Genomic DNA, 22,052 nt, shown 5'->3' on the forward strand with positions numbered 1-22,052 from the left:
CAGTAGTAGCCCCGCTTGTCGCGCTGGCCGACGTTGATCGTCGTGCCGCCACTCTGGATCTTGAGTTGGTCGATGTTGATCTGCACATCGCCGGCCTGTACCGAAGCGGCAAAGCTGATCAGGAAAATGGCGCCGGGTGTCTTTTTCATGCGTTCTCCGGGAGCGGTCTGGAGGATTTGCTTCGCCGGCTGTCGTAACCGGTACGCCAATTGTATACGAGGCAGACGCCAGGACGCCAAGGCCGGGCGTGCGGCAACCGCCGGCGATCATTCGGGCGGACAGAGCGCCGCGCCTGGCTGCGCGACTCCGGCCCGTGGGCGGCATGCCCATTGACTAGCATTGGCATACCGTGTATTAGCCAGCAGTGGAGTGTGCATGGATCACGACTCCACTTACCTTGACTACGAGAGGAGACCGACATTGTCGAAGAAGAAGTCGAAGACGAAGTCCGCGGAGAAGGCGCCGACACCCTCCGTCGATGCGCTAGAGGCACTGCAGGAGCGCATCGCCGCACTGGAAGAGAAACTGACGCAGCTGAGTCTGCAGGAGGGACCGGCCGGGCCGCCAGGCGAGGCGGGACCGGCCGGACCGCAGGGCAAGAAGGGCGATAGCGGCGCCACAGGGCCGGCCGGGCCGGCAGGTCCCGCCGGCCCGGCCGGTCCGGCGGGAGCGATGGGGCCTGCCGGTCCGGCTGGGGCAGCCGGGCCAGCCGGACCCAAGGGGGCGGCCGGCGCCAAAGGAGCCGCTGGTCCGGCGGGCCCGCAAGGACCGGCGGGACCGGCGGGACCGGCGGGACCGGCGGGACCGGCGGGCGCCGCCGCCTGAGCAGTTTCCGAAACGTGTGACAAAGCAGGCCGGACGGCGTCAGTCGTCCGGCCTGCTTTTTTCCGGCGGCCGACGCGCTGAGCGCGGTGCGAGCGCCAATGTCCGATGCGGAGATTTCCCTCACGGACATGCCGGCTTGCCGGAAGGCGGCCGGCTGATCGACGTTCGGCACAAGGCTTTGCCCCGTCGAGAGGGAACGATGGACCCGGCGCATGGAACGCCCGACTCGGCGGCTCCGGCGTTCCTTCCGTGTCGAGCACGCCGCGAGACCGGTGTACACCGCCGACCCAGGCGCCGGCGGGCAGGCGCTCAGCCCCGCCCCGGTCCCACCGGCGAATACTCGTCGGCCTGCTGGCCCCAGCTTGTCCAGCCGGCACGCGATCCGCGAGCGAACATTTCCAGAAACGGACCGGGTGAGCAGGATTCGATCAGCTCGTAGGCCTCTTCCGGCTTGCGCGAATGCTCGCGTTTGCGGCTCTTGATGATGTTCACCTGGCGCCGGCCGGCCGCCAGCGTCCGGGCGTGGCGGCCGCGCACGCCGAAGAGGAGGAGTTCGGTCGTGTTGCGAAAGTAGAAGCCGACGCCGCGGCCGTCCGGCCCGCCGTCCCGGCGAATCTTGTGCCACACGATGTTGCTCTTGTAGGCAAAGCCCCAGTCGGACAAGACGCGCAGTCCGTCCGGCAGGAGCGCATTCGGCACCCACAGGTAGAGGTGCGCCGGTTCGTCGACGATGGACGCCACGGGCAGCGCCAGAATGTCGTCCAGCGTCATCGTCGCGTAGCGGTTCAGGCGCTTGTGCTCCGGAGCCATCTTGCCGCTGCGGTTCTGGAACTGCCACGGCGGATCGGCCAGCACGGTATGGAACCGGCGGTCGCCGACGCGCTGCAGGAGGTCGTCGCCCGCCGCGGAAAAATGTTCGCTCATCGCGCTCGCTCTCGAAAGTCCGTTCGGCGGCGCCCGCCACCGTGGCTGGCACCTTAACCGTTCGCGCGGCCGATCGCCAGCCCTTTGCCAACCCTTTGCCAGCCACACCGGCCGAGGCCGAACGCGGCCGCTGGCGGCGCGGCGACATCTCGCGCTACCATCGCGACTTTCGCCCGCCAGAGGCCGATCGATGCCAGCCACCCGACGGACGCGCCCGGCGCCGCTTTCCTCCCGCGCCACCCTCGACCGACCACGGCTGGAAGCGCCGTGACGCTCAGGCAGGAGTTCGACCATTTTCTTGGCGCGCTGCGTTTCTTCACGCGCTTGCCGGTCCCGGCGCGCATCGGTCACGGCAGCCAGGGGCTCGAACAGGCGGCGCGCTACTTTCCGGCCGTCGGGCTGCTGGTCGGCACCCTGGCCGCCCTGGTCTTCGTTCTCGCCGCGCAGGTCTGGCCACGCACGCTGGCCGTTCTGGCGGCGATCGCGGCGACGCTCTATGCGACCGGCGCCTTGCACGAGGACGGCTGGAGCGACATGGTCGACGGCTTCGGCGGCGGCTGGGAGAAGTCACGGATTCTGGCCATCATGAAGGATTCGCGAATCGGCAGCTTTGGCGCACTGGCGCTCGTCGTCCTGCTGCTCGCCCGCTTCTGCGCGCTGGTCGAACTCGATGCGGCGCTCGTTCCGGTCGCTCTGATCGCCGGTCACACGCTCTCGCGCTTCGCCGCGACGACCTTGCTCTACGGGCTGGACTACGTGCGCGACGAGGGCAAGTCGACGCCGCTGGCCCGCCGCCTCGGCGGTGGCGAACTGCTCTTCGGCGCGCTGACCGCCGGGCTGCCGCTGCTCCTGCTGCCACCGTACGCGGCGCTGCTCGGCAGCCTGTTCGCCGGGCTGGCGACGCTCTGGCTGGCGCGCCTGTTCCGCCGCCGGATCGGCGGCTATACCGGCGATTGCCTGGGCGCCACGCAACAGCTCGCGGAACTCGCTTTCTACGGCGGCCTGCTGTGCAGGTTTTCCTGATCCGCCACCCGCCGCCGCGACTGGCGGCCGGCCTGTGCTACGGCCAGCTCGACGTCGACGCGGACGACGCGCTGCCGATTGTCGAGCGCCTGCGCCCGCTGCTGCCGCACGCGACGCCGATCGTCGCCAGCCCGCTGCGCCGCACACGCCAGCTGGCCGAAGCCCTGCACCGCCGGCCGCAATTCGATCGGCGGCTGATGGAGATCGACTTTGGCGAGTGGGAAGGCCGTGCCTGGGAGCACATCGACCGCGCCGCACTCGACGCCTGGGCAGCCGATCTGCGGCACTTCGCCCCGCCGGGTGGCGAATCGGCCGCCATGCTGCAGGCGCGCGTCGTCGACTGTCTCGCTGGACTGCGCTTCAAGCGCGTCGCACTGGTCACGCACGCCGGTCCCATCCGCGCCGCGCTCGGTCACTGGCTGCGCCTGCCGGTCGAGGAGTGGAGCCGGCTGACGATCGACTTCGGCAGCCTGACGCTGATCGAAGTCGAAGCCGGCACCGGCGCCGCGCTGCGCTACCTCAACCGCTGAAGCGGCGGCACTCAGCCGCGCGGGTGGTGTCGCTGGTGCAGCGCTTTCAGACGCTCGCGTGCAACGTGGGTGTAGATCTGCGTCGTCGAGATGTCCGCGTGGCCGAGCAGGAGTTGCACGACACGCAGGTCGGCGCCATGGTTGAGCAGATGGGTGGCAAAAGCGTGCCGCAACACATGCGGCGACAGGGTCGCGGGATCCATCCCGGCCAGCCGGGCGTAGCGCTTGATCAGTTGCCAGAAGGCCTGCCGGGTCATCGCCGAGCCGCGCGCGGTGACGAAGACGTCGTCGCTCTGGCGACCGGCGAGCAGCAACGGCCGGCCGTCGGCCAGATGACGGCGCAGCCAGTCGGACGCCTCCTCGCCCAGCGGCACCAACCGCTCGCGCCCTCCCTTGCCGAACACGCGCACGACGCCCATGTCGAGACTGACTTCGTGCCGCTTGAGAGCGACCAGTTCGGAAACACGCAGGCCGGTCGCGTAAAGCGTTTCGAGCATGGCCCGGTCGCGCTGGCCGGGCGGCGTTTCGCTGCGCGGCGCGGCGAGCAGACGCTCGACTTGCGACTCGCTGAGCGTCTTCGGCAGGCGAGACGGCGGCACCGGCATGGCGATCTTCAGCGTCGGGTCGCTGCTCCGCCGGCCACGCGCCAGTTGCTGGCGGTAGAAACGGCGCAGCGTCGACAGGTAGCGAGCCTGCGAGGAAGCACGCAGCGTGTCCGGCAGGGTGGCGACGAACTGCCGCAGCGTCGCTTCGTCGACGCTGCACAGCGGTCCGCGCCCCTGCTCGGCGAGCCAGCCCGCCAGTTGCATCAGGTCGCTGCGGTAGCTCGCCAGCGACGCCTTGGCCAGCCCATCCTCGAGCCACAGCGCATCGCAAAAGGCGTCGATTTCGGCGCCGTCGGCCGGATCGACGTCAGACGCTTTCATGCGCCAGCAACCAGCGCTTGACGTCGAGCAGAAAGCCGCCGTTCTGCCGGGCAAAGCCGCCCAGGCCGCCACCGGCGGCCAGCACGCGATGGCAGGGAACGACCAGCGGATAGGGATTGGCGCCGCAGGCCTGGCCGACGGCGCGCGGCGCACTGTGCAGGACGCGCGCGATGTCGCCGTAGCTGCGCGTCCGGTGTGTCGGGATAGCCGCGATCTGCTGCCAGACGCGGCGCTGGAACGGCGTACCGGCGGGGCGCAGCGGCAGCTCGAAAGGCATTTCGGGATCGGCCAGATAGGCGGCGAGCTGGCGCATCGCTTCTTCGGCCAGGGCATTCTCGGGCGCCATTTCGACGCCGGCCGGGAGAAAACTAAGGCCGTAGATCTGCTGCGCATTGCAACGCAGGCCGACGCAGAAGCCCGGCGCGGCGAGCACGGCCTGGTAGGCGGGTGCGACGAGCGCGGGCATCGGTACCGTTCAGGACGACTTGCCGAGCAGCGCTTGTTTCAGGTCGTCCTGCACCGCTTTGTTGCCCAGCCAGATCCTGAGCAGCGCCTTGTAGAAATCGTCGCCAGCGATGTCCTTGCCCTTGACCTGCCCGTTGACGGTCAAGCGCGTGCCGCTCTCGGGCAGCCAGTCGATGATCACCACCGTACCCGACTTGGCTTCACCGAGTGCCAGCAGGGTATCGGAGAACTGCTTCAGGCGGTCCTTGAGGGCGGCCATTTCGGCTTCCGTGTGGTTGTTGGTCACTCCCTCCTCGAGCGCCTCGACGAACTGCTTGGCGCTCAGGTCGCGCAGCAGGCTGAGCGAAATCCGCTTCGGCCCCTTGGCGGCCAGCACGGCCTCGGCGTCGCCGCGCTTCTCGGGCAGGTAGAGGGCCATCGCATAGACCTTGATGACCAGTTTCTTGCGCAGGCCGGCGCCATTGACGACCAGTTCGCTGTTGCCGACGCGGCTCTTGTCGTCGAACTTGACGCCGGCCACCTCGACCGCCGCCGCCAGGTTGAAGGAGAAAGCGGTCACGGCCGCCAGCAGCAGGTGTTTCATAGCGTTTCCTCGAAGGGTTGAAACTTCCGGCGGAGCGGGCGAAGCCTGCCGCGGCATCCGCCTGCCGCGCCAGTTGCGAAAACGGAAACGACTCGCGCCGCCAGCCACGTGCGGGCCGGATTAGCGGCGTACCTCGCCGTTACCGAGCACGACCCACTTCTGGCTGGTCAGCCCTTCCAGGCCGACCGGGCCGCGCGCGTGAATCTTGTCGGTCGAAATGCCGATCTCGGCCCCAAGACCGTACTCGAAACCGTCGGCAAAACGCGTCGAGGCGTTGACCATCACCGACGCCGAATCGACTTCGCGCAGGAAGCGCATGGCCGACGTGTAGTTCTCGGTCACGATGGCGTCGGTGTGGTGCGAACCGTAACGGTTGATGTGTTCCATCGCCTCGTCCAATCCGGCGACGACCTTGAGCGAAACGATGGGCGCCAGAAACTCGCTGGCGTAGTCTTCCTCGCTCGCCGCCCGCGCCTGCGGGACGCTGGCGAGCGTTTCCGGGCAGCCGCGAATCTCGACCCCTTTCTGCGTCAACATCGCCGCCAAGGGCGGCAGCAGGGTAGCCACCAGCGGCCGCGCGAGGAGCAGCGACTCGGCGGTGTTGCAGGTTCCGTAGCGCTGCGTCTTGGCATTCTCGACGATCTGCAGCGCCTTCTCGGGATCGGCGTCGGCGTCGATGTACACATGGCAGTTGCCGTCGAGATGCTGGATCATCGGTACGCGACACTCGGCCAGCAGGCGCGCGATCAGTCCCTTGCCACCGCGCGGGACGATCACGTCGATGTACTCGCGCAGGCGGATCAGGTGGCCGACGGCGGCCCGGTCGGTGGTGTCGACGATCTGCACGGCGTTCGCCGGCAGGCCGGCACTGGCCAGCCCTTCGTGGACCAGGGCGGCGATCGCCCGGTTGCTGCGGATCGCCTCGGAACCGCCGCGCAGGATGGACGCATTGCCGGACTTGAGGCAGAGCGCGGCGGCATCGGCCGTGACGTTCGGACGCGCTTCGTAGATGATGCCGATGACGCCGAGCGGCACGCGCATGCGGCCGACCTGGATGCCGCTCGGGCGGTACCTGAGATCGCTGATTTCGCCGACCGGATCGGCCAGCGCGGCGACCTGCTCGACGCCTTCGGCCATCGCCGCGACGCTCTTCGCGGTCAGCGTCAGACGGTCGAGCAGCGCCGGCTCGAGACCGGCCGCACGGGCCGCGGCGAGATCGTCGAGGTTGGCGGCCAGCAGGGCGTCGCTGTCGCGCCGGATAGCAGCGGCGACAGCGCGCAGCGCAGCGTTCTTGGTATTGCTGTCGGCACGCGCGACGAGGCGCGACGCCGCGCGTGCCTGCCGGCCGACCGTCTGCATGTACTGCTCGATGTCCATGCGCTTTCCTCTACTCCAGACAGGCCGATTATAGCCACCGACGTCGCGCCCGCGTCAAGGGAACCCTGAGCGGGAAATGGACTCATAGACCAATCACCACCTTCCCGCGCCGATCAAGACCATGAAGAAAAAGCTGATTCTGCCTGCCGAAGTGAAAGTCTGCGCCACCTGCAGTTACTGGGATGGCGAGCGTGCGATCGATCGCGAACTGCGTCTCGTCGTCGTCGACCAGGCTTGCGTCGGCGAATGCCTGGCGCAAGCCAGAAACCGCCCGGGTCTCACCGATGTGCGGGGAGAAGGCGCCAATTGCGCCTGGGAACACCTGGCGCCCGACTTGCCGGACAGCGGTCCGGGTTCCTCCTCCTGAGCGCGCGGCGGAAGTTCAGCCGGCGGCGAGGCGCAGGCCAAGCTGGCGGAACTCGTCCCATACGTCGCCGGCTGCCAGCCCCTTGATCATGCGGTCGATACGCGCGGCGTGGGTCAGTGCGGCCAGGGCATGGGAACCGTCGGTTCTCTGCAGCGCGCGCCGGACCAGCGGCTGGCGCGCTCCCCAGACGCGCGTTTCCTTGAGCAGCCGGTCGAGCGGCTGGCGCCCGGCCAACCCGACCTGAATCTGCGCCAGCGCCCGCACTTCCTCGGTCATCGCCCAGAGCACCAGCAAGGGCGCCTCGCCCTCCTGCTGCAAGCCGTCGAGGGTGCGCGTCAGGCGCGCCACGTCGCCGGCCAACAGCGCTTCGCGCAGGCCGTCGAGATCGTAGCGCGCGACATTGAGCACGGCGTCGCGTACCTGCTCCAGGTTCAGCGCGCCGGCCGGGTAGAGGATGCCGAGTTTGAGGATCTCCTGATGCGCGGCCAGGAGATTGCCTTCGACGCGCTCGGCGATGAAGCGCAAACTCTCGGCGTCGGCGCTTTGCCCCTGGCGGCGCAGGCGGCCGGCGATCCAGGCCGGTAGTTCCGCGAGTCCCGGTGCCACCAGCTTGACGACCACACCGGCGGCCGCCATGGCGGCCATCCAGGTCGACTTCTCCTCGCGCCAGTCGACCTGGATCATGGTGACGAGCAACAGCGAGTCGGGCGACGGGCGCGCGCAGTATTCCTGCAAGGCCGCCGCGCCGTCGCGCCCCGGCCGCGCGGCGGGGATGCGCAAGTCCAAAAGTTTTCGTCCGCCGAACAGCGACAGGCTGCCGGCCGCGTGATACAGATCGTTCCACTGGAAACCGGCGCCGGCGGTGAGCACCTGGCGCTCGTCGAATCCTTTGCCGCGCGCCGCGGCGCGAATCGCGTCGGAAGCTTCGATGACCAGCAGGGCTTCGTCTCCGTGCACCAGATAGAGCGGCGCCAGCGCACGTTCCAGATGCGCCGCGAGTTGTTCGCCCTTGAGCTGCATGCCCGCCGTCGCTACTCGGCCGCGTCCGGGAAAACCGGCTTGACGGCCACCAGCTTGCGCATCAACTGTTGCACCAGATCGTTTTCCATGTCCCGCCAGAGCAGGGCTTCCTCCTGCTGCTTGGCGAGGATGTTGGAGTCGTCGTAGGTCAGATCGCGCACGAGTTCGATGGTCGCCGGCGGTACCAGGTCGCGCCCCTTGACATCGACCACGCGATAGGGATAAAGGTAGCGCAGGCGCAACTCGCTGACCCGGCCGGTGCCGGAAACCGAGAGGATCACCCGGTCGCGATACTCGGCGCCCGGCAGCAAGGTCGCCTGCGCGTCGCTCGCCGTCAGCGCCAGGCGAGTCGTCGCCGACGAACGGATGGCGCGCTTCAACGTGGCGCCGATCACCGAGTAGTCGGGCATCGACAGATACAGGCTCTCGTAGGGCAGCGCGTAGGAACCGCGCAACTGGAAGCCGCAACCGGCGAGCAGCGCGAGGACGAGAGCCCACCAGAAACCGGGCGGCGACACGAACGCGAAACGCATCGGAAATCCTCCTCGGCGTCTCAGACGACGATGTTCACCAGGCGGCCGGGGACGACCACCACCTTTTTCGGCGCCGCACCGACGAGGTGCTTGCGGGCCGCGTCGCTGGCCAGCGCGGCCGCTTCGACGCTCTCCCGGCTAGCGCCGGCCGGCACCCGCAGGCTGCCGCGCAAGCGTCCATTGACTTGCAGGACGAGTTCGATCTCGTCCTGGCGCAGTGCCCGCGCGTCCTGTTTCGGAAAGCTCGCGCCGCTCGCCGTGTGCCCGGGCTTGAGCGCGGCGTAAAGCGCTTCGCAGACATGCGGCACGATGGGGCTGAGCATCAGCGTCACGGCTTCCAGCGTTTCCTGTCGGACGGCGCGCACGGCCGGCGAATCGCCGCTCACACGGACATAGGCATTGAGCAGCTCCATCAGCGCCGCGATGGCGGTGTTGAACTGCTTGCGCCGGCCGTAGTCGTCGGCCACCTTGCCGATCGTCTGGTGCAACTGGCGGCGCAGGTCGGCAAGTTCCGGCGTCAGCGCCGTGTCGTCGAGCGGCCCGGCGGGACCCGCTGAGAGATGCTCGAAAACGATGCGCCACAGCCGCTTGAGAAAACGGAAGGCGCCTTCGACACCGGCGTCGGACCATTCGAGCGACTGGTCTGGCGGACTGGCGAACATGATGAACAGACGCGCCGTGTCGGCGCCGTACTGGTCGATCAGCGCCTGCGGGTCGACGCCGTTGTTCTTCGACTTGGCCATCTTCTCCAGGCCGCCGACGACCACCGGCAGGCCGTCGGAACGCCGACTGGCGCCGACCACCCGGCCGCGTTCGTCGTGCACGACGTCGACTTCGGAGGGATTGATCCACTGCTTCTGTCCGTGGCCGTCTTCGCGATAGAAGGTCGGCGCGACGACCATGCCCTGCGTCAGCAGCCGGGCGAAGGGTTCGCCGAGCGAAAGATCGCCGAACAGCCCGAGATCGCGCATCAGCTTGGTCCAGAAGCGGGCGTAGAGCAGGTGCAGGATGGCGTGCTCGATACCACCGATGTACTGGTCGATGCCGCCTCGGCACCAGTAGGCGACGCGCTCGTCGACCATGGCTTGCGCGTTGTCCGGACAGCAGTAACGAAGGAAATACCACGACGACTCGACGAAGGTGTCGAGCGTGTCGGTCTCGCGCCGCGCCGGCTGGCCGCACTTCGGGCAGCGGCACTCGTAAAACTCGGGCAGGCGGGCGAGCGGCGAACCGGCACCGGTGATCGTCACCTCCTCGGGCAGAACGACCGGCAGGTCGGCGTCGGGCACCGGCACGTCGCCGCAGGCGGCGCAGTGGATGATAGGGATCGGGCAGCCCCAGTAGCGCTGGCGGGAAATCCCCCAGTCACGCAAACGGAACTGGACCTTCTGTTCGCCCAGGCCCAGAGCGGCGAGGTCGGCGGCGATGGCGTCCACCGCCGCGGCGTGCGCGAGACCGTCGTACTTGCCCGAGTGGATGCAGACGCCGCGCTGCTTGTCGGCGTACCAGTCCTGCCAGCCGTCGAGCGAGAAGTCTTCGCCATCGACCGCGATCACCTGCCGGATCGGCAAGCCGTACTTGGTGGCGAAGACGAAATCGCGCTCGTCGTGCGCCGGCACGGCCATCACCGCGCCGTCGCCGTAGCCCATCAGCACGTAATTGCCTATCCACACTTCGACCGGCTCGCCGCTCAGCGGGTGGGTGACGAAGATGCCGGTCGGCACGCCCTTCTTCTCCATCGTCGCCAAGTCCGCTTCGGCGACGCCGCCGCGCTTGCACTCCTCGACGAAGGCCGCGATCTGCGGGTCGCGCGCGGCCGCGTAGCTGGCCAGCGGATGTTCGGCCGCCACGGCGCAGAAGGTGACGCCCATGATCGTGTCGGCGCGCGTGGTGAATACCCACAGCCGACCCGGCTCGCCATCGAGTTCGTAGGGAAAGGCGAAGCGCACGCCGCTACTCTTGCCGATCCAGTTCTTCTGCATCAGCCTGACCTGCTCCGGCCAGCCGTCGAGCGCCTCGAGGTCGGCCAGCAGTTCTTCGGCGTAGGCGGTGATCTTCATGTAGTACATCGGGATCTCGCGCTTCTCGACGAGCGCGCCCGAACGCCAGCCACGGCCGTCGATCACCTGCTCGTTGGCGAGAACGGTCTGGTCGACCGGATCCCAGTTGACGCTTCCCAGCCGCTTGTAGATCAGGCCCTTCTCGTAAAGGCGGGTGAACAGCCACTGTTCCCAGCGGTAGTAGTCCGGCCGGCAGGTGGCGATTTCACGCTCCCAGTCGATGGCGAAACCGAGCCGCCGGAGCTGGGTTTTCATGTAGGCGATGTTGGCATGCGTCCACTGCGCTGGCGGCACCTTATTCTGCAGCGCGGCGTTCTCCGCCGGCATGCCGAAAGCGTCCCAACCCATCGGCTGCAGGACGTTGTAGCCGAGCATGCGATGGAAACGCGCCAGGACGTCGCCGATCGTGTAGTTGCGCACATGCCCCATGTGCAGCTTGCCGGACGGATAGGGGAACATCGACAGGCAATAGTACTTGGCGCGATCCGGGTCTTCGTCGGCGCGCGCCGCGCCGGTGCTGTCCCAAAGCGCCTGCGCAGCGGTTTCGATGGCGGCCGGCCGATATTTCTCCGGCAGCGTGGACGGCAGGTTTTCCTGTCCGGTGGATGAGTTCTGGTGCGGCATGGTCGATGGCTGGCGAGAAAGGGCAGAGCGGCGAATTATACGCATTCGTCCCCTCCTCCGCTGACGGACCGGCTTCCTGGCGCGGCGCCTGCCCTCCGGGCGCCGCCGACGACCCGCTCGCCCACCCACTTTGCCGTAACGCCCGGCATCGCATTGTGGACCAGCCGTTCATCCTGTTATGCTCTCACTTCGAATCCTGGTTTTCCGGATCGGGTTTCGGAAAGGAGTGGAGGCGAGAGGAACGAGGTGAAACAGAGGGGCGGCGACAGGCATAGACAGCGGCGTTTTGCGCTGAAGCGCTATTTTTCGCTGACCAGCCTGCTGTGCACCGCACTTATTGCGGTGCTGCTGGGCTGGAGCTACCAGCGTCTGGCGCTGGATGATCTCGAGCACCTCGCCGAAAGCCGCAACGTCGCACTGACGAACGCCTTTGCCAATGCCCTGTGGGCAAAATTCGCCCCGCTCGTCGAAGCCAGCGCCGGCGCCACGGCCGACGTGCTGCGCCAGCGCGCCGACGCCGCCGGGTTGCCGGCAACCGTCATCCAGCACATGAAGGGGACGGGCGTCGTCAAGGTCAAGGTCTATGCACTCAACGGCGTGACGGTGTTCTCGACCGATAGACAACAGACCGGCGAAGACAAGAGCAACAACGCCGGCTTTCTGGCCGCACGCGCCGGCCGGGTGACAAACGTCCTGAATCACCGCGACAAGATGGACACCTTCGAGGGGACGATCAACGACCTCGACGTTTTTTCCTCCTACCTGCCGATGCGCGGCGAGGCCAAGGAGGTGGTCGCGGTGATCGAACTGTACAGCGACGTCACCGCCTTCGTCGCCCATCTGAACGAGACTCGACAGTTGGTCATCGCTCTCGTCGCCGGCCTGTTGGCGATACTCTACGGGCTGCTTTTCCTGCTCGTCGCCCGCGCCCAGGGGATCATCGACCGGCAGGCCGGCGAGCTCGAGGAATCGCTGCAAGACGTCGAACGGGTCAATCGGGAACTCGACCGCCGGGTTCAGGAGCGTACCGAGGCGCTGAACGAAACGAACCGCAATCTGAGCCGGGAAATCGACGTTCGCCGAGCCGCCGAGGCACAGCTCAAGCTGGCGGCGGAAGTCTTCGACAACGCGATGGAAGGCATCCTGATTACCGATGCCGATCAGCGGATTCTGGCGGTTAACGGCGCCTTCACCCGGGTCACCGGCTATGCTGCCGACGAGGTGATCGGCCAGACGCCGAGAATTCTCAAGTCGGGGCGTCAGGACCGCGCCTTCTACGCCGCGCTGTGGTCTTCGTTGCAAACGGAGACGCACTGGCAGGGCGAAATGTGGAATCGCCGCAAGAATGGCGACGTCTTTCCCGAGTGGCTGAGCATCACCGCCGTTTTCGACGAACAGGGCGCCGTTTCGCACTACGTCGCGGTATTCTCCGACCTGACCCAGCGCAAGGCGGCAGAACGAAAAATCGATCACCTCGCCTTCTACGATCCGCTCACCGACCTGCCCAACCGCCGACTGCTGCTCGACCGACTGCAGCACGCACTGGTCACCAGCGCACGCACCGCACGCTGCGGTGCGCTGCTCTTCGTCGACCTCGACAACTTCAAGAACTTAAACGACATCGTCGGCCGAGAACGCGCCGACCTCGTGTTGCAAAAGGCGGCCCAACGCCTGAGCGCCTGCGTGCGCGCCAGCGACACCGTGGCACGCCCAGGTAGCGACGAGTTCGTCGTCATGCTCGAGGATCTGAGCGACGACGCCCAGGATGCGGCGAACCAGGCCGAAGCCGTGGGCGGCAAGGTACTGACGACGCTCAGTCAGCCCTACCTGCTCGCCGACTATGCGCATCACAACACGGTCAGCATCGGCATCGCCCTGTTCACCGATCAGCACGAGATGGTGGACGAATTGCTGCAGCGCGCCGAATCCGCCATGCATCAGGCCAAACGGGTGGGCGGCAATGCGCTGCGCTTCTTCGACCCGGCGATGCAGGAAGCGGTCACGGCGCGCGCGGCGCTGGCTGCCGCGCTGCGCGACGCCGGCAAGAAGCGGGAGTTTCTGGTCTATTACCAAGCGCAAGTCGACGCCGCGGGCCGCACCATCGGCGCCGAAGCCTTGCTGCGCTGGCAAAACCCGAAGCGCGGGCTGGTCTCGCCGGCCGAGTTCATTCCTTTGCTTGAAGAAAGCCGGCAGATCATTTCCGTCGGTCAGTGGGTTCTGGAGACCGCTTGTGCGCGACTCGCGGCCTGGGCCGCACAGGCGGAACTGACCCATCTGAGCATCGCGGTGAATGTCAGCGCCCGTCAGTTTCACGACGAAAGCTTCGTCGACCGGGTGCTGGCGGCGCTGGCGAGCAGCGGCGCGCGGCCGCAACAGCTCAAGCTCGAGCTGACGGAAAGCCTGCTGGTAGACGACGTCGAAGCGGTCATCGCCAAGATGAGCGCCCTCAAGGCGACAGGAGTCCATTTCTCGCTGGACGACTTCGGGACCGGCTATTCGTCGCTCTCCTACCTCAAGCGTCTGCCGCTCGACCAGTTGAAGATCGACCAGGGCTTCATCCGTAACATCCTCGACGACGCCAACGACGCGGCGATCGCCAGGATGGTCGTCGTCCTGGCGGAAAGTCTCGGACTGGCGGTCATCGCCGAGGGTGTGGAAACGGCGGCGCAACGGGATTACCTCGCCGGCCAGGGCTGCCGTGCCTATCAGGGCTATCTTTTCAGCCGCCCGCTGCCGGTCGAGGACTTCGAGAACTTCGCACGGCGCAACTGACCCCGCCGGGAAAGACAAATAGAGAAGAGAGGCAGGTTCAGGCCAGCGTAGACTTGGCGAGCGGCGGGTTCTTGGCCAGATACTTCCGGATCCCGGAGAAGATCGCCTCGGCCATCTTGTCCTGGTAGGCTTCGTCGTTGAGCCGCTTTTCCTCCTCGGGATTCGAGATGAAGGCCGTCTCGACGAGAATCGACGGAATGTCGGGAGCTTTCAGCACGGCGAAACCGGCCTGCTCGACGCTGGCCTTGTGCAAGCGGTTGATGCCTCCGAGTTCACCGAGAACCGCCTTGCCCAACTTGAGACTGTCGTTGATGGTCGCGGTTTGCGACAGATCGAGCAGCGTCCTCGCGAGAATGGGATCCTTGACGTCGAGATTGACGCCGCCGATCAGATCGGCCGCGTTCTCCTTTTGCGCGAGATAGCGCGCGGCGGAACTCGAGGCGCCACTCTCGGACAGTACGAAGACCGACGACCCGTTGGCATCCGGCCGGACGAACGCATCAGCGTGTATCGAAACGAAGAGGTCGGACTGGATTCGCCGCGCCTTCTGCACCCGGGCGTGCAGGGGGACGAAGAAATCGGCGTCGCGCGTCAGCACGGCGCGCATGTTCGGCTCGGCCTCGATCTTGGCCCGCAAACGCTTGGCGACCGCCAGGGTGACGTGCTTTTCGTAGCTGCCGCCACTGCCGATGGCTCCCGGATCCTCGCCGCCGTGCCCGGGATCGAGGGTGATCGTCACCAGGCGATCGACCACCGGCCGACCCTGCCGCTTGGCGGGTGGCGACTTCGGCTCGGCAGCCGCTTCGGTCTTGGGCGCCGGTTTGGCTTCCGCCACTTCCGCCCGACTGTCGACCTTGGCAAGCGGCCGGGTCTCGACGGCGGGCAGCGGCGCTTCCCGGCCATCGAGCACGGAGAGCAGCGGATCGGGCGGATTGAGGGGATAGACGTCGAGAACCAGGCGATGCCCGTAGCCACCGACCGGCGGCAGGACGAAAACCTGCGGGTTCGCTTCGCCCTTGAGTTCCATCACCAGGCGCACGACTCCCGGCTTGTAACGCCCGGCGCGCAACAATTTGATGTTGGGATCGTTGGGTGCCACCTTGCCGGCCAGCCCTTCGAGCACGCTGGTGAACTCGATGCCTTCGAGGTCGACGACCAGGCGCTCGGGATCCTTGACCATGAAGTGCGTGTACTTGAGCGCGGCGGAGTGTTCGATGGCCACCCGCGTATAGTCGGCGGCCGGCCAGATGCGGACGGCCAGGACGCCGGCACTGCGGGTCGCCGCGGCTTGCGACAGCGGACTGACGGTCAGAAACAACGAAGCGCCGGCCAGCTTGATCAGTCGGCGGCGTCCGGCAAGCCGCTTCTCAACGTGTTCAGACATTCACGCCCCTCCTTGCTGTACGCGGCGAGATCCAGTTTCCGGCCCGGTTCGGCAAAACGGAAGTGCACCACCAAATCCGGCGCCGGCACATAGCCGGCGGCCTTCTCGGGCCACTCGACCAGGCAAACCGAATCGGCGCGGAAATATTCGCCAAGCCCGGCATCCAAAAACTCTTCTGGAAAGTTGAAACGATAGAAATCAAAGTGATACCAGTATATCCTCGAAATCACATAAATTTCAACCAAGGTGTAGGTAGGGCTTTTCACCGCGCCGGCATGGTCGCGCGCGCGCAACAGCGAGCGCACGAGGCTGGTCTTTCCCGCCCCAAGGTCGCCATCGAGCCAGACGACCATGCCAGGCGCCAGCAAGGGCGCCATACGGCGGCCGAGATCTGCGGTCGCCGCCTCGTCGGGCAGATGCAGGGTCAGCGTGGACTGGTTATGATCCGGGCTATGCACGAACGGGGCTCCGAAACAGGCGGCGAAATGCTCGGCCAAGCCGATGGCCACGCCGGGTACGCCGAATTGGCGGGCAAGATCAGGGAATGGGGGCGGGAACTCGGCTTTGCGGCGATCGGCATTGCCTCCGCCGACGTTACCGCGGCGGCGCCGTGGCTATTGCGCTGGCTGGCACTGGGCCGCCACGGCGAAATGGATTATATGGCCAAACAGGCGTCGCTGCGCGTCGCGCCGGAGCGCTTGCTGGCCGGCACGCTGTCGGTCATTTCGGTCCGCCTGCCCTACTGGCCGGACGCCACCGACGCCGAGCAGGTGCTCGCCGACGGCCGCCTGGCCTATGTTTCGCGCTACGCACTCGGCCGAGACTACCACAAGACGGTCCGCCAGCGACTCCAGCGCCTGGTCGACCGGCTGCGTCAGGAAGCCGATGCCTTGCCCCTGCCCGGTGGTTTCGCCTGCCGCGTGTTTGCCGATTCGGCACCGGTACTGGAAACCGAGTTCGCCCGCCAGTCGGGCATCGCGTGGCGCGGCAAGCACACCCTGTCGCTGACGCGCAGCGGTTCGTGGCATTTTCTCGGCGAAATCTACACCACCCTGCCGTTGCCGCCGGACAGGCCGATCGACGAGCATTGCGGCGACTGCCGGCGCTGCCTCGATGTCTGCCCGACCGCGGCGATCGTCGCACCCTACGAAGTGGACGCACGCCGCTGCATCTCCTACCTGACGATCGAACTGCACGGCGCCATCCCGGTCGCTCTGCGCCCGCTGATCGGCAACCGCATCTACGGTTGCGACGACTGCCAGTTGTGCTGCCCGTGGAACCGCTTTGCGCGCCTCGGCGACCCCGACTTCGCGCCGCGCCACGGCCTCGATGCGGCACCGCTGACGGCGCTTTTCGCCTGGAATGCCGACGAGTTCGCGCAGCGGCTGGCGGGCAGCCCGATACGCCGCATCGGACACACGCGCTGGCTGCGCAACATCGCCGTCGCGCTCGGCAACGCCGACTACTCGCCGGTCGTCGTCGCCGCGCTCACCGCACGCCGCGACGACCCCTCGCCGCTACTGCGCGAGCATATCGCCTGGGCGCTCGCGCAGCAGGCCGCCAAATCGCCGCGCGCCACGCCAGACGACGCCTGAGCCGGCTACCGCCGGGCGGCGTCACATGTTCGGATAGTTCGGTCCGCCACCGCCCTCGGGTGCCACCCAGCGGATGTTCTGCGTCGGGTCCTTGATGTCGCAGGTCTTGCAGTGCACGCAGTTCGAGGCATTGATCTGCAGCCGCGGGCCGCCGGCTTCCTCGACGATTTCATACACCCCGGCCGGGCAGTAACGTTGCTCCGGCGAAGCGTATTCCTTGTAATTGACCGTCAGGGCCTTGCTGCTGTCGAGCAGTTGCAGATGCACCGGCTGGTCTTCCTCGTGCGCCGTATTGGACATGAAAACCGACGACAGGCGATCGAAGGTCAGCTCGCCGTCCGGTTTCGGATACTGGATCGGCTGAAACTGCGCCGCCGCCCGCAACTGCTCGTGGTCGCTCGTCCGGTCGCGCAGCGTGAACGGCATCCAGCCGCCGAACAGGTTCATCTGCAGCCAGTTGAACGCGCCGCCGAGGAAGGTGCCGAATTTGTGCAGCGCCGGCCCGAAGTTGCGCGCCTGGTACAGTTCGGCGTACAGCCACGAATCGCGGAACGCCTGCTGATACGCCACCAGATCGCCGCGTCCCTGGTCGCCCGCCTGCAAGGCCGCATGGACCGTCTCGGCGGCCAGCATTCCCGACTTCATCGCCGTGTGGATGCCCTTGATCTTGGCGAAATTGAGCGTCCCGGCGTCGCAGCCGAGCAGCAGCCCGCCCGGAAAGGTCTGCTTCGGCAGGCTGTTGAGCCCTCCCTTGGTGATCGCCCGCGCGCCGTAGCACAAACGTTGGCCGCCTTCCAGGTGGGAGCGGATTTCGGCCTGCGACTTGAAGCGCTGGAACTCCTCGAAAGGCGACAGATAAGGATTGGCGTAGTTGAGGTCGGCGATCAGGCCGACCGCGACCTGGTTGTCCGCCATGTGATAGAGGAAGGAACCGCCGGTCGCCCCGTGTTCGCTGAGCGGCCACCCGGCCCCGTGCACCACCAACCCCGGCTGGTGCTTCGCCGGATCGATCTGCCACAGTTCCTTGATCCCGATTCCGTAATGCTGGGCGGTCGCGCCGGCCGCCAGGTCGTAGCGCGCGATCAGTTCCTTGCCGAGCTGGCCGCGCGCGCCTTCGGCAAACAGCGTGTACTTGGCGTGCAACTCGATACCGGGCTGGAAGCTGTCCTTCGGCTCGCCCGCCTTGTCGCGCCCCAGATCGCCGGTCGCCACGCCCTTGACCGAACCGTCGTCGTGGTAGAGCACTTCCGACGCCGCGAAACCCGGAAAAATCTCGACGCCGACCGCTTCGGCCTGCTCGGCCAGCCAGCGGCAGAGGCTGCCCAGGCTGATGACGTAGGTGCCGGTATTGTGCATCGGCGAGGGAACGGCAAAGCCCGGCAGGCGGGTCGCCGAAGTCTGGCTGCGATAGAGGTAAACCCGGTCTTCGCTGACCGGCGTATTCAAGGGCGCACCGCGCGCCTGCCAGTCGGGCAGCAACTCGTCGAGCGCCCGGCTCTCGAACAGCGCGCCGGAAAGAATGTGGGCGCCGACTTCGGAGCCTTTCTCGAGCACCATCACGCCCAACTCGGGATTGAGCTGCTTGACGCGAATCGCCGCGCTCAAGCCCGCCGGCCCCGCGCCGACAATCACTACGTCATACTCCATCGCTTCACGTTCCATTACCGCTCCTCTAGGTTTCTCGATCGATCCGGCGCCGCCCCGCGCCAACGAACGAGAGCAAACGTTCTGGCGCCTGGCCGACAAGCCCATTTCCCTAGTGGCATATACCGCAGTCGGGCACCCCGGTCAAGCTCGAAGCCCCTGGCCCGGCTGGCGAAGGCGGGCGGGCAACGGTCTATGGGGCAAAAACCAGCCTCGGCGTATCGGCTTGTGCCGGATCTTCGACGCGGCCGCAGGCTTCGTCGAGCGCCAGCGGAGAGGAAGACGAAACGGCGTGGAGCCGGCCAGCGATGACTCGTTTGGAGAGATTCGGCGGCTGGCAACGAGGAAGCGCAACCAGGACTGACCATGGATGACCTCTACCGGCTCCCCATCGGCAAGGTTGACAAGGTTGTCGAGAACTACGGAGACTGGCACGCGTGTGCCGGCAAAACACACCTCCGTGCCTCACTTGCGGATTGGTAATGATGTGGGGCTTCCAGTCCATTGTAACCTCGAAGACAGGGACAACCCGTTCATGCTACCGCCGTTCCGCCCGAGTCGTACCATGCGCATCCAAAGCGACGAAGAGCGGGCACCGTTGCTCGCCGCCGACACAAGGGGCGAGTCGCTGTAACTCGGATGCGGCAGTGAAAGCGACGCTGCGTGGTTCTTCACGCAGCGTCCCGGGACGAAGAATTGGACATAAAGGCCTGATTGCAGGAGTTGACCCCAATCGCCTTCTGACCCCAAGCTCCCTCAGCTGGCTGTGCAGCGGAGGACGGTGCCAAGCTGACGGAACGATGCACGGCCGACGAGGCAGGCAAAAGCCTGCCCGCAGCTGTACGCGCCACGTGTTTCTCGTGTCGGAAATCGAGGTCTGCCAGTGCCACCTTGATCTCAGGCGCTCTGCAGGTCGACTTCGACACCTCGCTGCAAATCATCGCGTCGACGGGCGGCAAGCAAGCCTGCCATGCCAAGCGAGGTCAAGAGCAGTGTCGCCGGCTCCGGCACGCTGGCCGACGGCAACGCGAAGCTGGTCAGAGCGATATCGCTGCCTCCTGCCCCGAAGCTTCGCGTCGCTCCAACGGCGTATAGCCTCGCCCCCGCGATGGCAAGGCCGCTGAACGAGTCGTCGGCCGCGCCGCCCCAGAGCGAGGAATCGATCAAGTTCCCGGTGAGCGCATCGATTTCAAGAAGAATGCCGTCGGTTCCGCCGGCTGAGCCCCCTTTGGTGGAGCCTACCGCAAACAAGCGACCGCCCCGATAGACAACGCCATTCAGAATGTCCTCGGCCGAGCCGCGGTCGTAGGTCTTAGACCACAACAGGTTTCCAGCGCCATCCCAGCTTTCGATGAGGAAGTCCGGGTTCGCCGTCTCGGGGTTGGTCTGGCCGACGGCGTAGACGTTGCCCCCAGCCGAAGCCACCCCAAGGTATTCCCCCGAGGCCGCTGAAGTCTTGGACCATACGAGATTGCCGTCTTGATTGTATTTCTTGAGGTAGGGATGGATGCCGCTGGTGTCGTTGCGGCTGGCGACATAAACCCCGTTGTCAATCGCGGTAATGGACGGCCTGTTGTGTGCGTTCGTCGGAGAGAAGTCATTGCGGGACCAAAGGATGTTTCCAGAGTCGTCGAGCTTGGTCACAAAGAGACCCCACTCAGAAGTAAATCCCACGCGCTCGCCAACCCCCGCCGTATAGAGCCTCGTTTGGCCGCCCTCGAACGCCGTCGTAACACCCGTAAGCCACTCGTGGCCACCATACGGAAAGCCGCCTGGAGCAGCAGGGGTTTGCCGGGACCACACTGCACCGCCAACGCCACCGCCTGCAGAGCCATCTGCATTGAACTTGACAGTGACGCCTTTGCCCTCCTTGCCACCGACGGTGTCGACAGTGTTGATATAGCTCCGTCCAGCAGCGATCACTCCGGTGCTCGTCAGGGCAACGCCACTAAAGAAAGCAGCGTCACTCGGGCCAGGCCAAGAACGGCTCCAGACAGGTGACGGTGCGAGACTCGAACCGAATTGCCCCACGACACTCTGCCCAGCGGCGGTTGACCCAGTGAAATATACGTCGCTGCCGCTTGCAACCACACCGGCACCACCTTCGTCGCCGGCGCCACCAAACGTCGTTTGGGCAACGAAAGGCAATGCAAGGACCGGAGCCGAGCTGAGCGCCAACACGGACGCGACACCGCCAAGGAAGGGTAAGCGAAGAACCAGCCTACGGTCTTTCATACGTTTCTCCTAATTGATTGAATATATTAACAAACGGCCATAAGAAGCGCGGATCGGGTGCTGGCCAAAGGAGCACAGGGAAGGAGGTACTGCCTGGAAACACGGCCGCGCAGCAGGGTGAATTTAGCAAGCCATGGCTGGCCGAGGCGGACGGCTGTCATCCTACATGCAGCATACGGGCGGCTCGACAGTCTGAGCCGCCTGCTGCTGCGGCGCTCGGCTCCGTTCCGGTATCGACAGGAACTCCGTCCGCTGGCGCGCCCGCTGCGCCGCGAAGCGATAGCGCACGCTTTTCTGACCGAGCGTACGCCATGCGGGAGATTGCCGAGCCTTACCGGGTACACTGCTCAAGGTCAACCGGGCAGCGAGACATCGCGGCGCACGCAGGCAGTTCCAGCGGCTTGGCCTGGACCGCTTCGGCGGCCGGGCGATCACCGGCCCGCAGAGCGAAGCGGCCCGTTCCGGGTGGTCGGAAGGAGTCGTCGACGTCGACCGGCGGCGGCATCAGCTGGCGATGACCGGGTCGGCGAAGTCGGTAACCGTGCCGCGCCCGAGAGCGAAAGCGCCCAGGCGCGACATCACGCCGGGATGAAATTACTGCTGGCGGCGGCGTCGGTCCGCCACGGCGCCAGCGCCCGATTCGGGAGGCTGGGCTTCATTGCTGACCAGCAGCCGGCAGGACATCGCTTTGCAAAAAATCACGGCCCTTGAAAAGCCGCCCATCACCCCGGCGGCTCGCCAAAGCCTAGGCCTACCAATCGCCGAAGGCCAATCCGGCCGGATGGCGCGCTTTGCCGAAGCGTTGCCAGGCGTCGAAGTCGGCGTGCGCCAATTCGGCGTCAGCGGGCTCGACCTGCACCCCGGCGGCGTCGGGCAGCTCGCCCAAGACCTGCACACCCGGGCGGCCGAGCGGGGCTGAGATCACGATCATCGCCTCCAGCCCGTTGGCAGCGCCGAGCTGTCGACGACCATCGTCAGCGCGGCAGTCCGTCCGCTCCAAGCCCGAGAATCTCGGCCTCGGGACGCTCATCGAGCACCGGCAGGCGAGCGCGGCGCGCCGCAATCGCGCGGATGCGAATCAGCCGCAGGGCGGCGTCAGACCGGCTGGGAGGAAGGCTGCGTATCGAGCTGATAAAAACTTTGAAAGACAAACGGGAGACTCCGC

The 22,052-nt window shown here is 66.4% G+C and carries 20 protein-coding genes; 7 read left to right on the forward strand and 13 right to left on the reverse strand.

What is annotated here, in order from left to right; translation table 11 throughout:
* Window positions 1-375 precede the first annotated feature (375 nt).
* A complete protein-coding gene (locus tag Q1M07_RS01145) occupies window positions 376-825 on the forward strand; it encodes a hypothetical protein (RefSeq protein ID WP_366983868.1) in 450 nt (149 codons plus the stop codon).
* Window positions 826-1,134: 309 nt separating this feature from the next.
* Here Q1M07_RS01145 and Q1M07_RS01150 read toward each other — a convergent pair whose 3' ends face one another.
* A complete protein-coding gene (locus Q1M07_RS01150) occupies window positions 1,135-1,749 on the reverse strand; it encodes an MT-A70 family methyltransferase (RefSeq protein WP_300449450.1) in 615 nt (204 codons plus the stop codon).
* A gap of 267 nt (window positions 1,750-2,016) precedes the next feature.
* Here Q1M07_RS01150 and Q1M07_RS01155 point away from each other — a divergent pair, with 267 nt between their 5' ends.
* Together Q1M07_RS01155 and Q1M07_RS01160 are read left to right on the forward strand one after the other, a co-directional pair.
* On the forward strand, window positions 2,017-2,772 hold the full coding sequence (locus Q1M07_RS01155; RefSeq protein WP_300449453.1) for an adenosylcobinamide-GDP ribazoletransferase: 756 nt from the start codon (window positions 2,017-2,019) through the stop codon (window positions 2,770-2,772).
* Window positions 2,757-3,302, forward strand: a complete 546-nt coding sequence (locus tag Q1M07_RS01160) for a histidine phosphatase family protein (RefSeq protein WP_300449456.1) — start codon at window positions 2,757-2,759, stop codon at window positions 3,300-3,302. Before Q1M07_RS01155 ends, Q1M07_RS01160 begins: the two co-directional genes overlap by 16 nt.
* A gap of 11 nt (window positions 3,303-3,313) precedes the next feature.
* Here Q1M07_RS01160 and xerD read toward each other — a convergent pair whose 3' ends face one another.
* The 4 genes from xerD to Q1M07_RS01180 all read right to left on the reverse strand — a co-directional run bounded on the left by xerD (window position 3,314) and on the right by Q1M07_RS01180 (window position 6,653).
* A complete protein-coding gene (gene xerD / locus Q1M07_RS01165; protein ID WP_300449458.1) occupies window positions 3,314-4,228 on the reverse strand; it encodes a site-specific tyrosine recombinase XerD in 915 nt (304 codons plus the stop codon).
* Complete coding sequence (locus tag Q1M07_RS01170) at window positions 4,215-4,694, reverse strand: methylated-DNA--[protein]-cysteine S-methyltransferase (RefSeq protein WP_300449461.1); 480 nt, start codon at window positions 4,692-4,694, stop codon at window positions 4,215-4,217. The genes xerD and Q1M07_RS01170 overlap by 14 nt, the downstream gene beginning before the upstream one ends.
* Before the next feature lie 9 nt (window positions 4,695-4,703).
* Window positions 4,704-5,276, reverse strand: a complete 573-nt coding sequence (locus Q1M07_RS01175; protein ID WP_300449464.1) for a chalcone isomerase family protein — start codon at window positions 5,274-5,276, stop codon at window positions 4,704-4,706.
* Between the two features lie 120 nt (window positions 5,277-5,396).
* Window positions 5,397-6,653 carry a glutamate-5-semialdehyde dehydrogenase gene (locus Q1M07_RS01180; RefSeq protein ID WP_300449467.1) on the reverse strand — a complete coding sequence of 419 codons (1,257 nt, stop codon included), beginning with the start codon at window positions 6,651-6,653 and terminating at the stop codon, window positions 5,397-5,399.
* A 121-nt stretch (window positions 6,654-6,774) separates the two neighbouring features.
* On the opposite strand from Q1M07_RS01180, the gene Q1M07_RS01185 reads away from it, so the two are divergent.
* Window positions 6,775-7,020: a hypothetical protein gene (locus tag Q1M07_RS01185; protein WP_300449470.1), complete on the forward strand. Its 246-nt coding sequence runs from the start codon at window positions 6,775-6,777 to the stop codon at window positions 7,018-7,020.
* A 15-nt stretch (window positions 7,021-7,035) separates the two neighbouring features.
* Here the strand turns inward: Q1M07_RS01185 and holA are convergent, their stop codons facing one another.
* From holA to leuS, 3 genes are read right to left on the reverse strand one after another with little or no spacing between them, the layout of a single operon-like run.
* On the reverse strand, window positions 7,036-8,040 hold the full coding sequence (gene holA / locus Q1M07_RS01190; RefSeq protein WP_300449473.1) for a DNA polymerase III subunit delta: 1,005 nt from the start codon (window positions 8,038-8,040) through the stop codon (window positions 7,036-7,038).
* 11 nt (window positions 8,041-8,051) lie between these two features.
* Window positions 8,052-8,573: an LPS assembly lipoprotein LptE gene (lptE, locus tag Q1M07_RS01195; RefSeq protein WP_300449476.1), complete on the reverse strand. Its 522-nt coding sequence runs from the start codon at window positions 8,571-8,573 to the stop codon at window positions 8,052-8,054.
* 20 nt (window positions 8,574-8,593) lie between these two features.
* Window positions 8,594-11,209, reverse strand: coding sequence for a leucine--tRNA ligase (gene leuS / locus Q1M07_RS01200; RefSeq protein ID WP_300449618.1), 2,616 nt, complete (start codon window positions 11,207-11,209; stop codon window positions 8,594-8,596).
* Window positions 11,210-11,503: 294 nt separating this feature from the next.
* Here leuS and Q1M07_RS01205 point away from each other — a divergent pair, with 294 nt between their 5' ends.
* On the forward strand, window positions 11,504-14,029 hold the full coding sequence (locus Q1M07_RS01205) for an EAL domain-containing protein (RefSeq protein ID WP_300449479.1): 2,526 nt from the start codon (window positions 11,504-11,506) through the stop codon (window positions 14,027-14,029).
* 37 nt (window positions 14,030-14,066) lie between these two features.
* Here Q1M07_RS01205 and Q1M07_RS01210 read toward each other — a convergent pair whose 3' ends face one another.
* Window positions 14,067-15,413: an N-acetylmuramoyl-L-alanine amidase gene (locus Q1M07_RS01210; protein ID WP_300449482.1), complete on the reverse strand. Its 1,347-nt coding sequence runs from the start codon at window positions 15,411-15,413 to the stop codon at window positions 14,067-14,069.
* Complete coding sequence (gene tsaE / locus Q1M07_RS01215) at window positions 15,368-15,790, reverse strand: tRNA (adenosine(37)-N6)-threonylcarbamoyltransferase complex ATPase subunit type 1 TsaE (RefSeq protein ID WP_300449621.1); 423 nt, start codon at window positions 15,788-15,790, stop codon at window positions 15,368-15,370. Before tsaE ends, Q1M07_RS01210 begins: the two co-directional genes overlap by 46 nt.
* A 108-nt stretch (window positions 15,791-15,898) precedes the next feature.
* On the opposite strand from tsaE, the gene queG reads away from it, so the two are divergent.
* Window positions 15,899-17,008 carry a tRNA epoxyqueuosine(34) reductase QueG gene (gene queG / locus Q1M07_RS01220; protein WP_300449485.1) on the forward strand — a complete coding sequence of 370 codons (1,110 nt, stop codon included), beginning with the start codon at window positions 15,899-15,901 and terminating at the stop codon, window positions 17,006-17,008.
* A gap of 21 nt (window positions 17,009-17,029) precedes the next feature.
* On the opposite strand, the gene Q1M07_RS01225 is transcribed toward queG, so the two are convergent.
* Both Q1M07_RS01225 and Q1M07_RS01230 read right to left on the reverse strand, forming a co-directional pair.
* Complete coding sequence (locus tag Q1M07_RS01225) at window positions 17,030-18,670, reverse strand: electron transfer flavoprotein-ubiquinone oxidoreductase (RefSeq protein WP_300449488.1); 1,641 nt, start codon at window positions 18,668-18,670, stop codon at window positions 17,030-17,032.
* Window positions 18,671-19,549: 879 nt separating this feature from the next.
* The gene (locus Q1M07_RS01230) at window positions 19,550-20,575 is read right to left on the reverse strand and encodes a PEP-CTERM sorting domain-containing protein (RefSeq protein ID WP_300449491.1); all 1,026 of its coding nucleotides are present in this window, start codon (window positions 20,573-20,575) and stop codon (window positions 19,550-19,552) included.
* Window positions 20,576-21,545: 970 nt separating this feature from the next.
* Between Q1M07_RS01230 and Q1M07_RS01235 the strand changes: the two genes are divergently transcribed.
* Window positions 21,546-21,806 (forward strand): hypothetical protein, encoded by a 261-nt coding sequence (locus Q1M07_RS01235; protein WP_300449494.1) that lies wholly within the window; start codon window positions 21,546-21,548, stop codon window positions 21,804-21,806.
* 55 nt (window positions 21,807-21,861) lie between these two features.
* Here Q1M07_RS01235 and Q1M07_RS01240 read toward each other — a convergent pair whose 3' ends face one another.
* A complete protein-coding gene (locus Q1M07_RS01240; protein WP_300449497.1) occupies window positions 21,862-22,038 on the reverse strand; it encodes a hypothetical protein in 177 nt (58 codons plus the stop codon).
* Window positions 22,039-22,052: the final 14 nt, after the last annotated feature.

The organism is Accumulibacter sp. (assembly GCF_029255285.1).
Lineage (GTDB): Bacteria > Pseudomonadota > Gammaproteobacteria > Burkholderiales > Rhodocyclaceae > Accumulibacter.

What these genes read in the sequence shown, in the direction of transcription:
- queG (WP_300449485.1), top strand. Translation starts at nt 15,899, where the DNA reads ATGCTCGGCCAAGCCGATGGCCACGCCGGGTACGCCGAATTGGCGGGC.
- xerD (WP_300449458.1), bottom strand. Translation starts at nt 4,228, where the DNA reads ATGAAAGCGTCTGACGTCGATCCGGCCGACGGCGCCGAAATCGACGCC.
- Q1M07_RS01180 (WP_300449467.1), bottom strand. Translation starts at nt 6,653, where the DNA reads ATGGACATCGAGCAGTACATGCAGACGGTCGGCCGGCAGGCACGCGCG.
- Q1M07_RS01210 (WP_300449482.1), bottom strand. Translation starts at nt 15,413, where the DNA reads ATGTCTGAACACGTTGAGAAGCGGCTTGCCGGACGCCGCCGACTGATC.
- holA (WP_300449473.1), bottom strand. Translation starts at nt 8,040, where the DNA reads ATGCAGCTCAAGGGCGAACAACTCGCGGCGCATCTGGAACGTGCGCTG.
- Q1M07_RS01145 (WP_366983868.1), top strand. Translation starts at nt 376, where the DNA reads ATGGATCACGACTCCACTTACCTTGACTACGAGAGGAGACCGACATTG.
- Q1M07_RS01170 (WP_300449461.1), bottom strand. Translation starts at nt 4,694, where the DNA reads ATGCCCGCGCTCGTCGCACCCGCCTACCAGGCCGTGCTCGCCGCGCCG.
- Q1M07_RS01185 (WP_300449470.1), top strand. Translation starts at nt 6,775, where the DNA reads ATGAAGAAAAAGCTGATTCTGCCTGCCGAAGTGAAAGTCTGCGCCACC.
- lptE (WP_300449476.1), bottom strand. Translation starts at nt 8,573, where the DNA reads ATGCGTTTCGCGTTCGTGTCGCCGCCCGGTTTCTGGTGGGCTCTCGTC.
- tsaE (WP_300449621.1), bottom strand. Translation starts at nt 15,790, where the DNA reads ATGGCGCCCTTGCTGGCGCCTGGCATGGTCGTCTGGCTCGATGGCGAC.
- Q1M07_RS01175 (WP_300449464.1), bottom strand. Translation starts at nt 5,276, where the DNA reads ATGAAACACCTGCTGCTGGCGGCCGTGACCGCTTTCTCCTTCAACCTG.
- Q1M07_RS01225 (WP_300449488.1), bottom strand. Translation starts at nt 18,670, where the DNA reads ATGGAACGTGAAGCGATGGAGTATGACGTAGTGATTGTCGGCGCGGGG.
- Q1M07_RS01150 (WP_300449450.1), bottom strand. Translation starts at nt 1,749, where the DNA reads ATGAGCGAACATTTTTCCGCGGCGGGCGACGACCTCCTGCAGCGCGTC.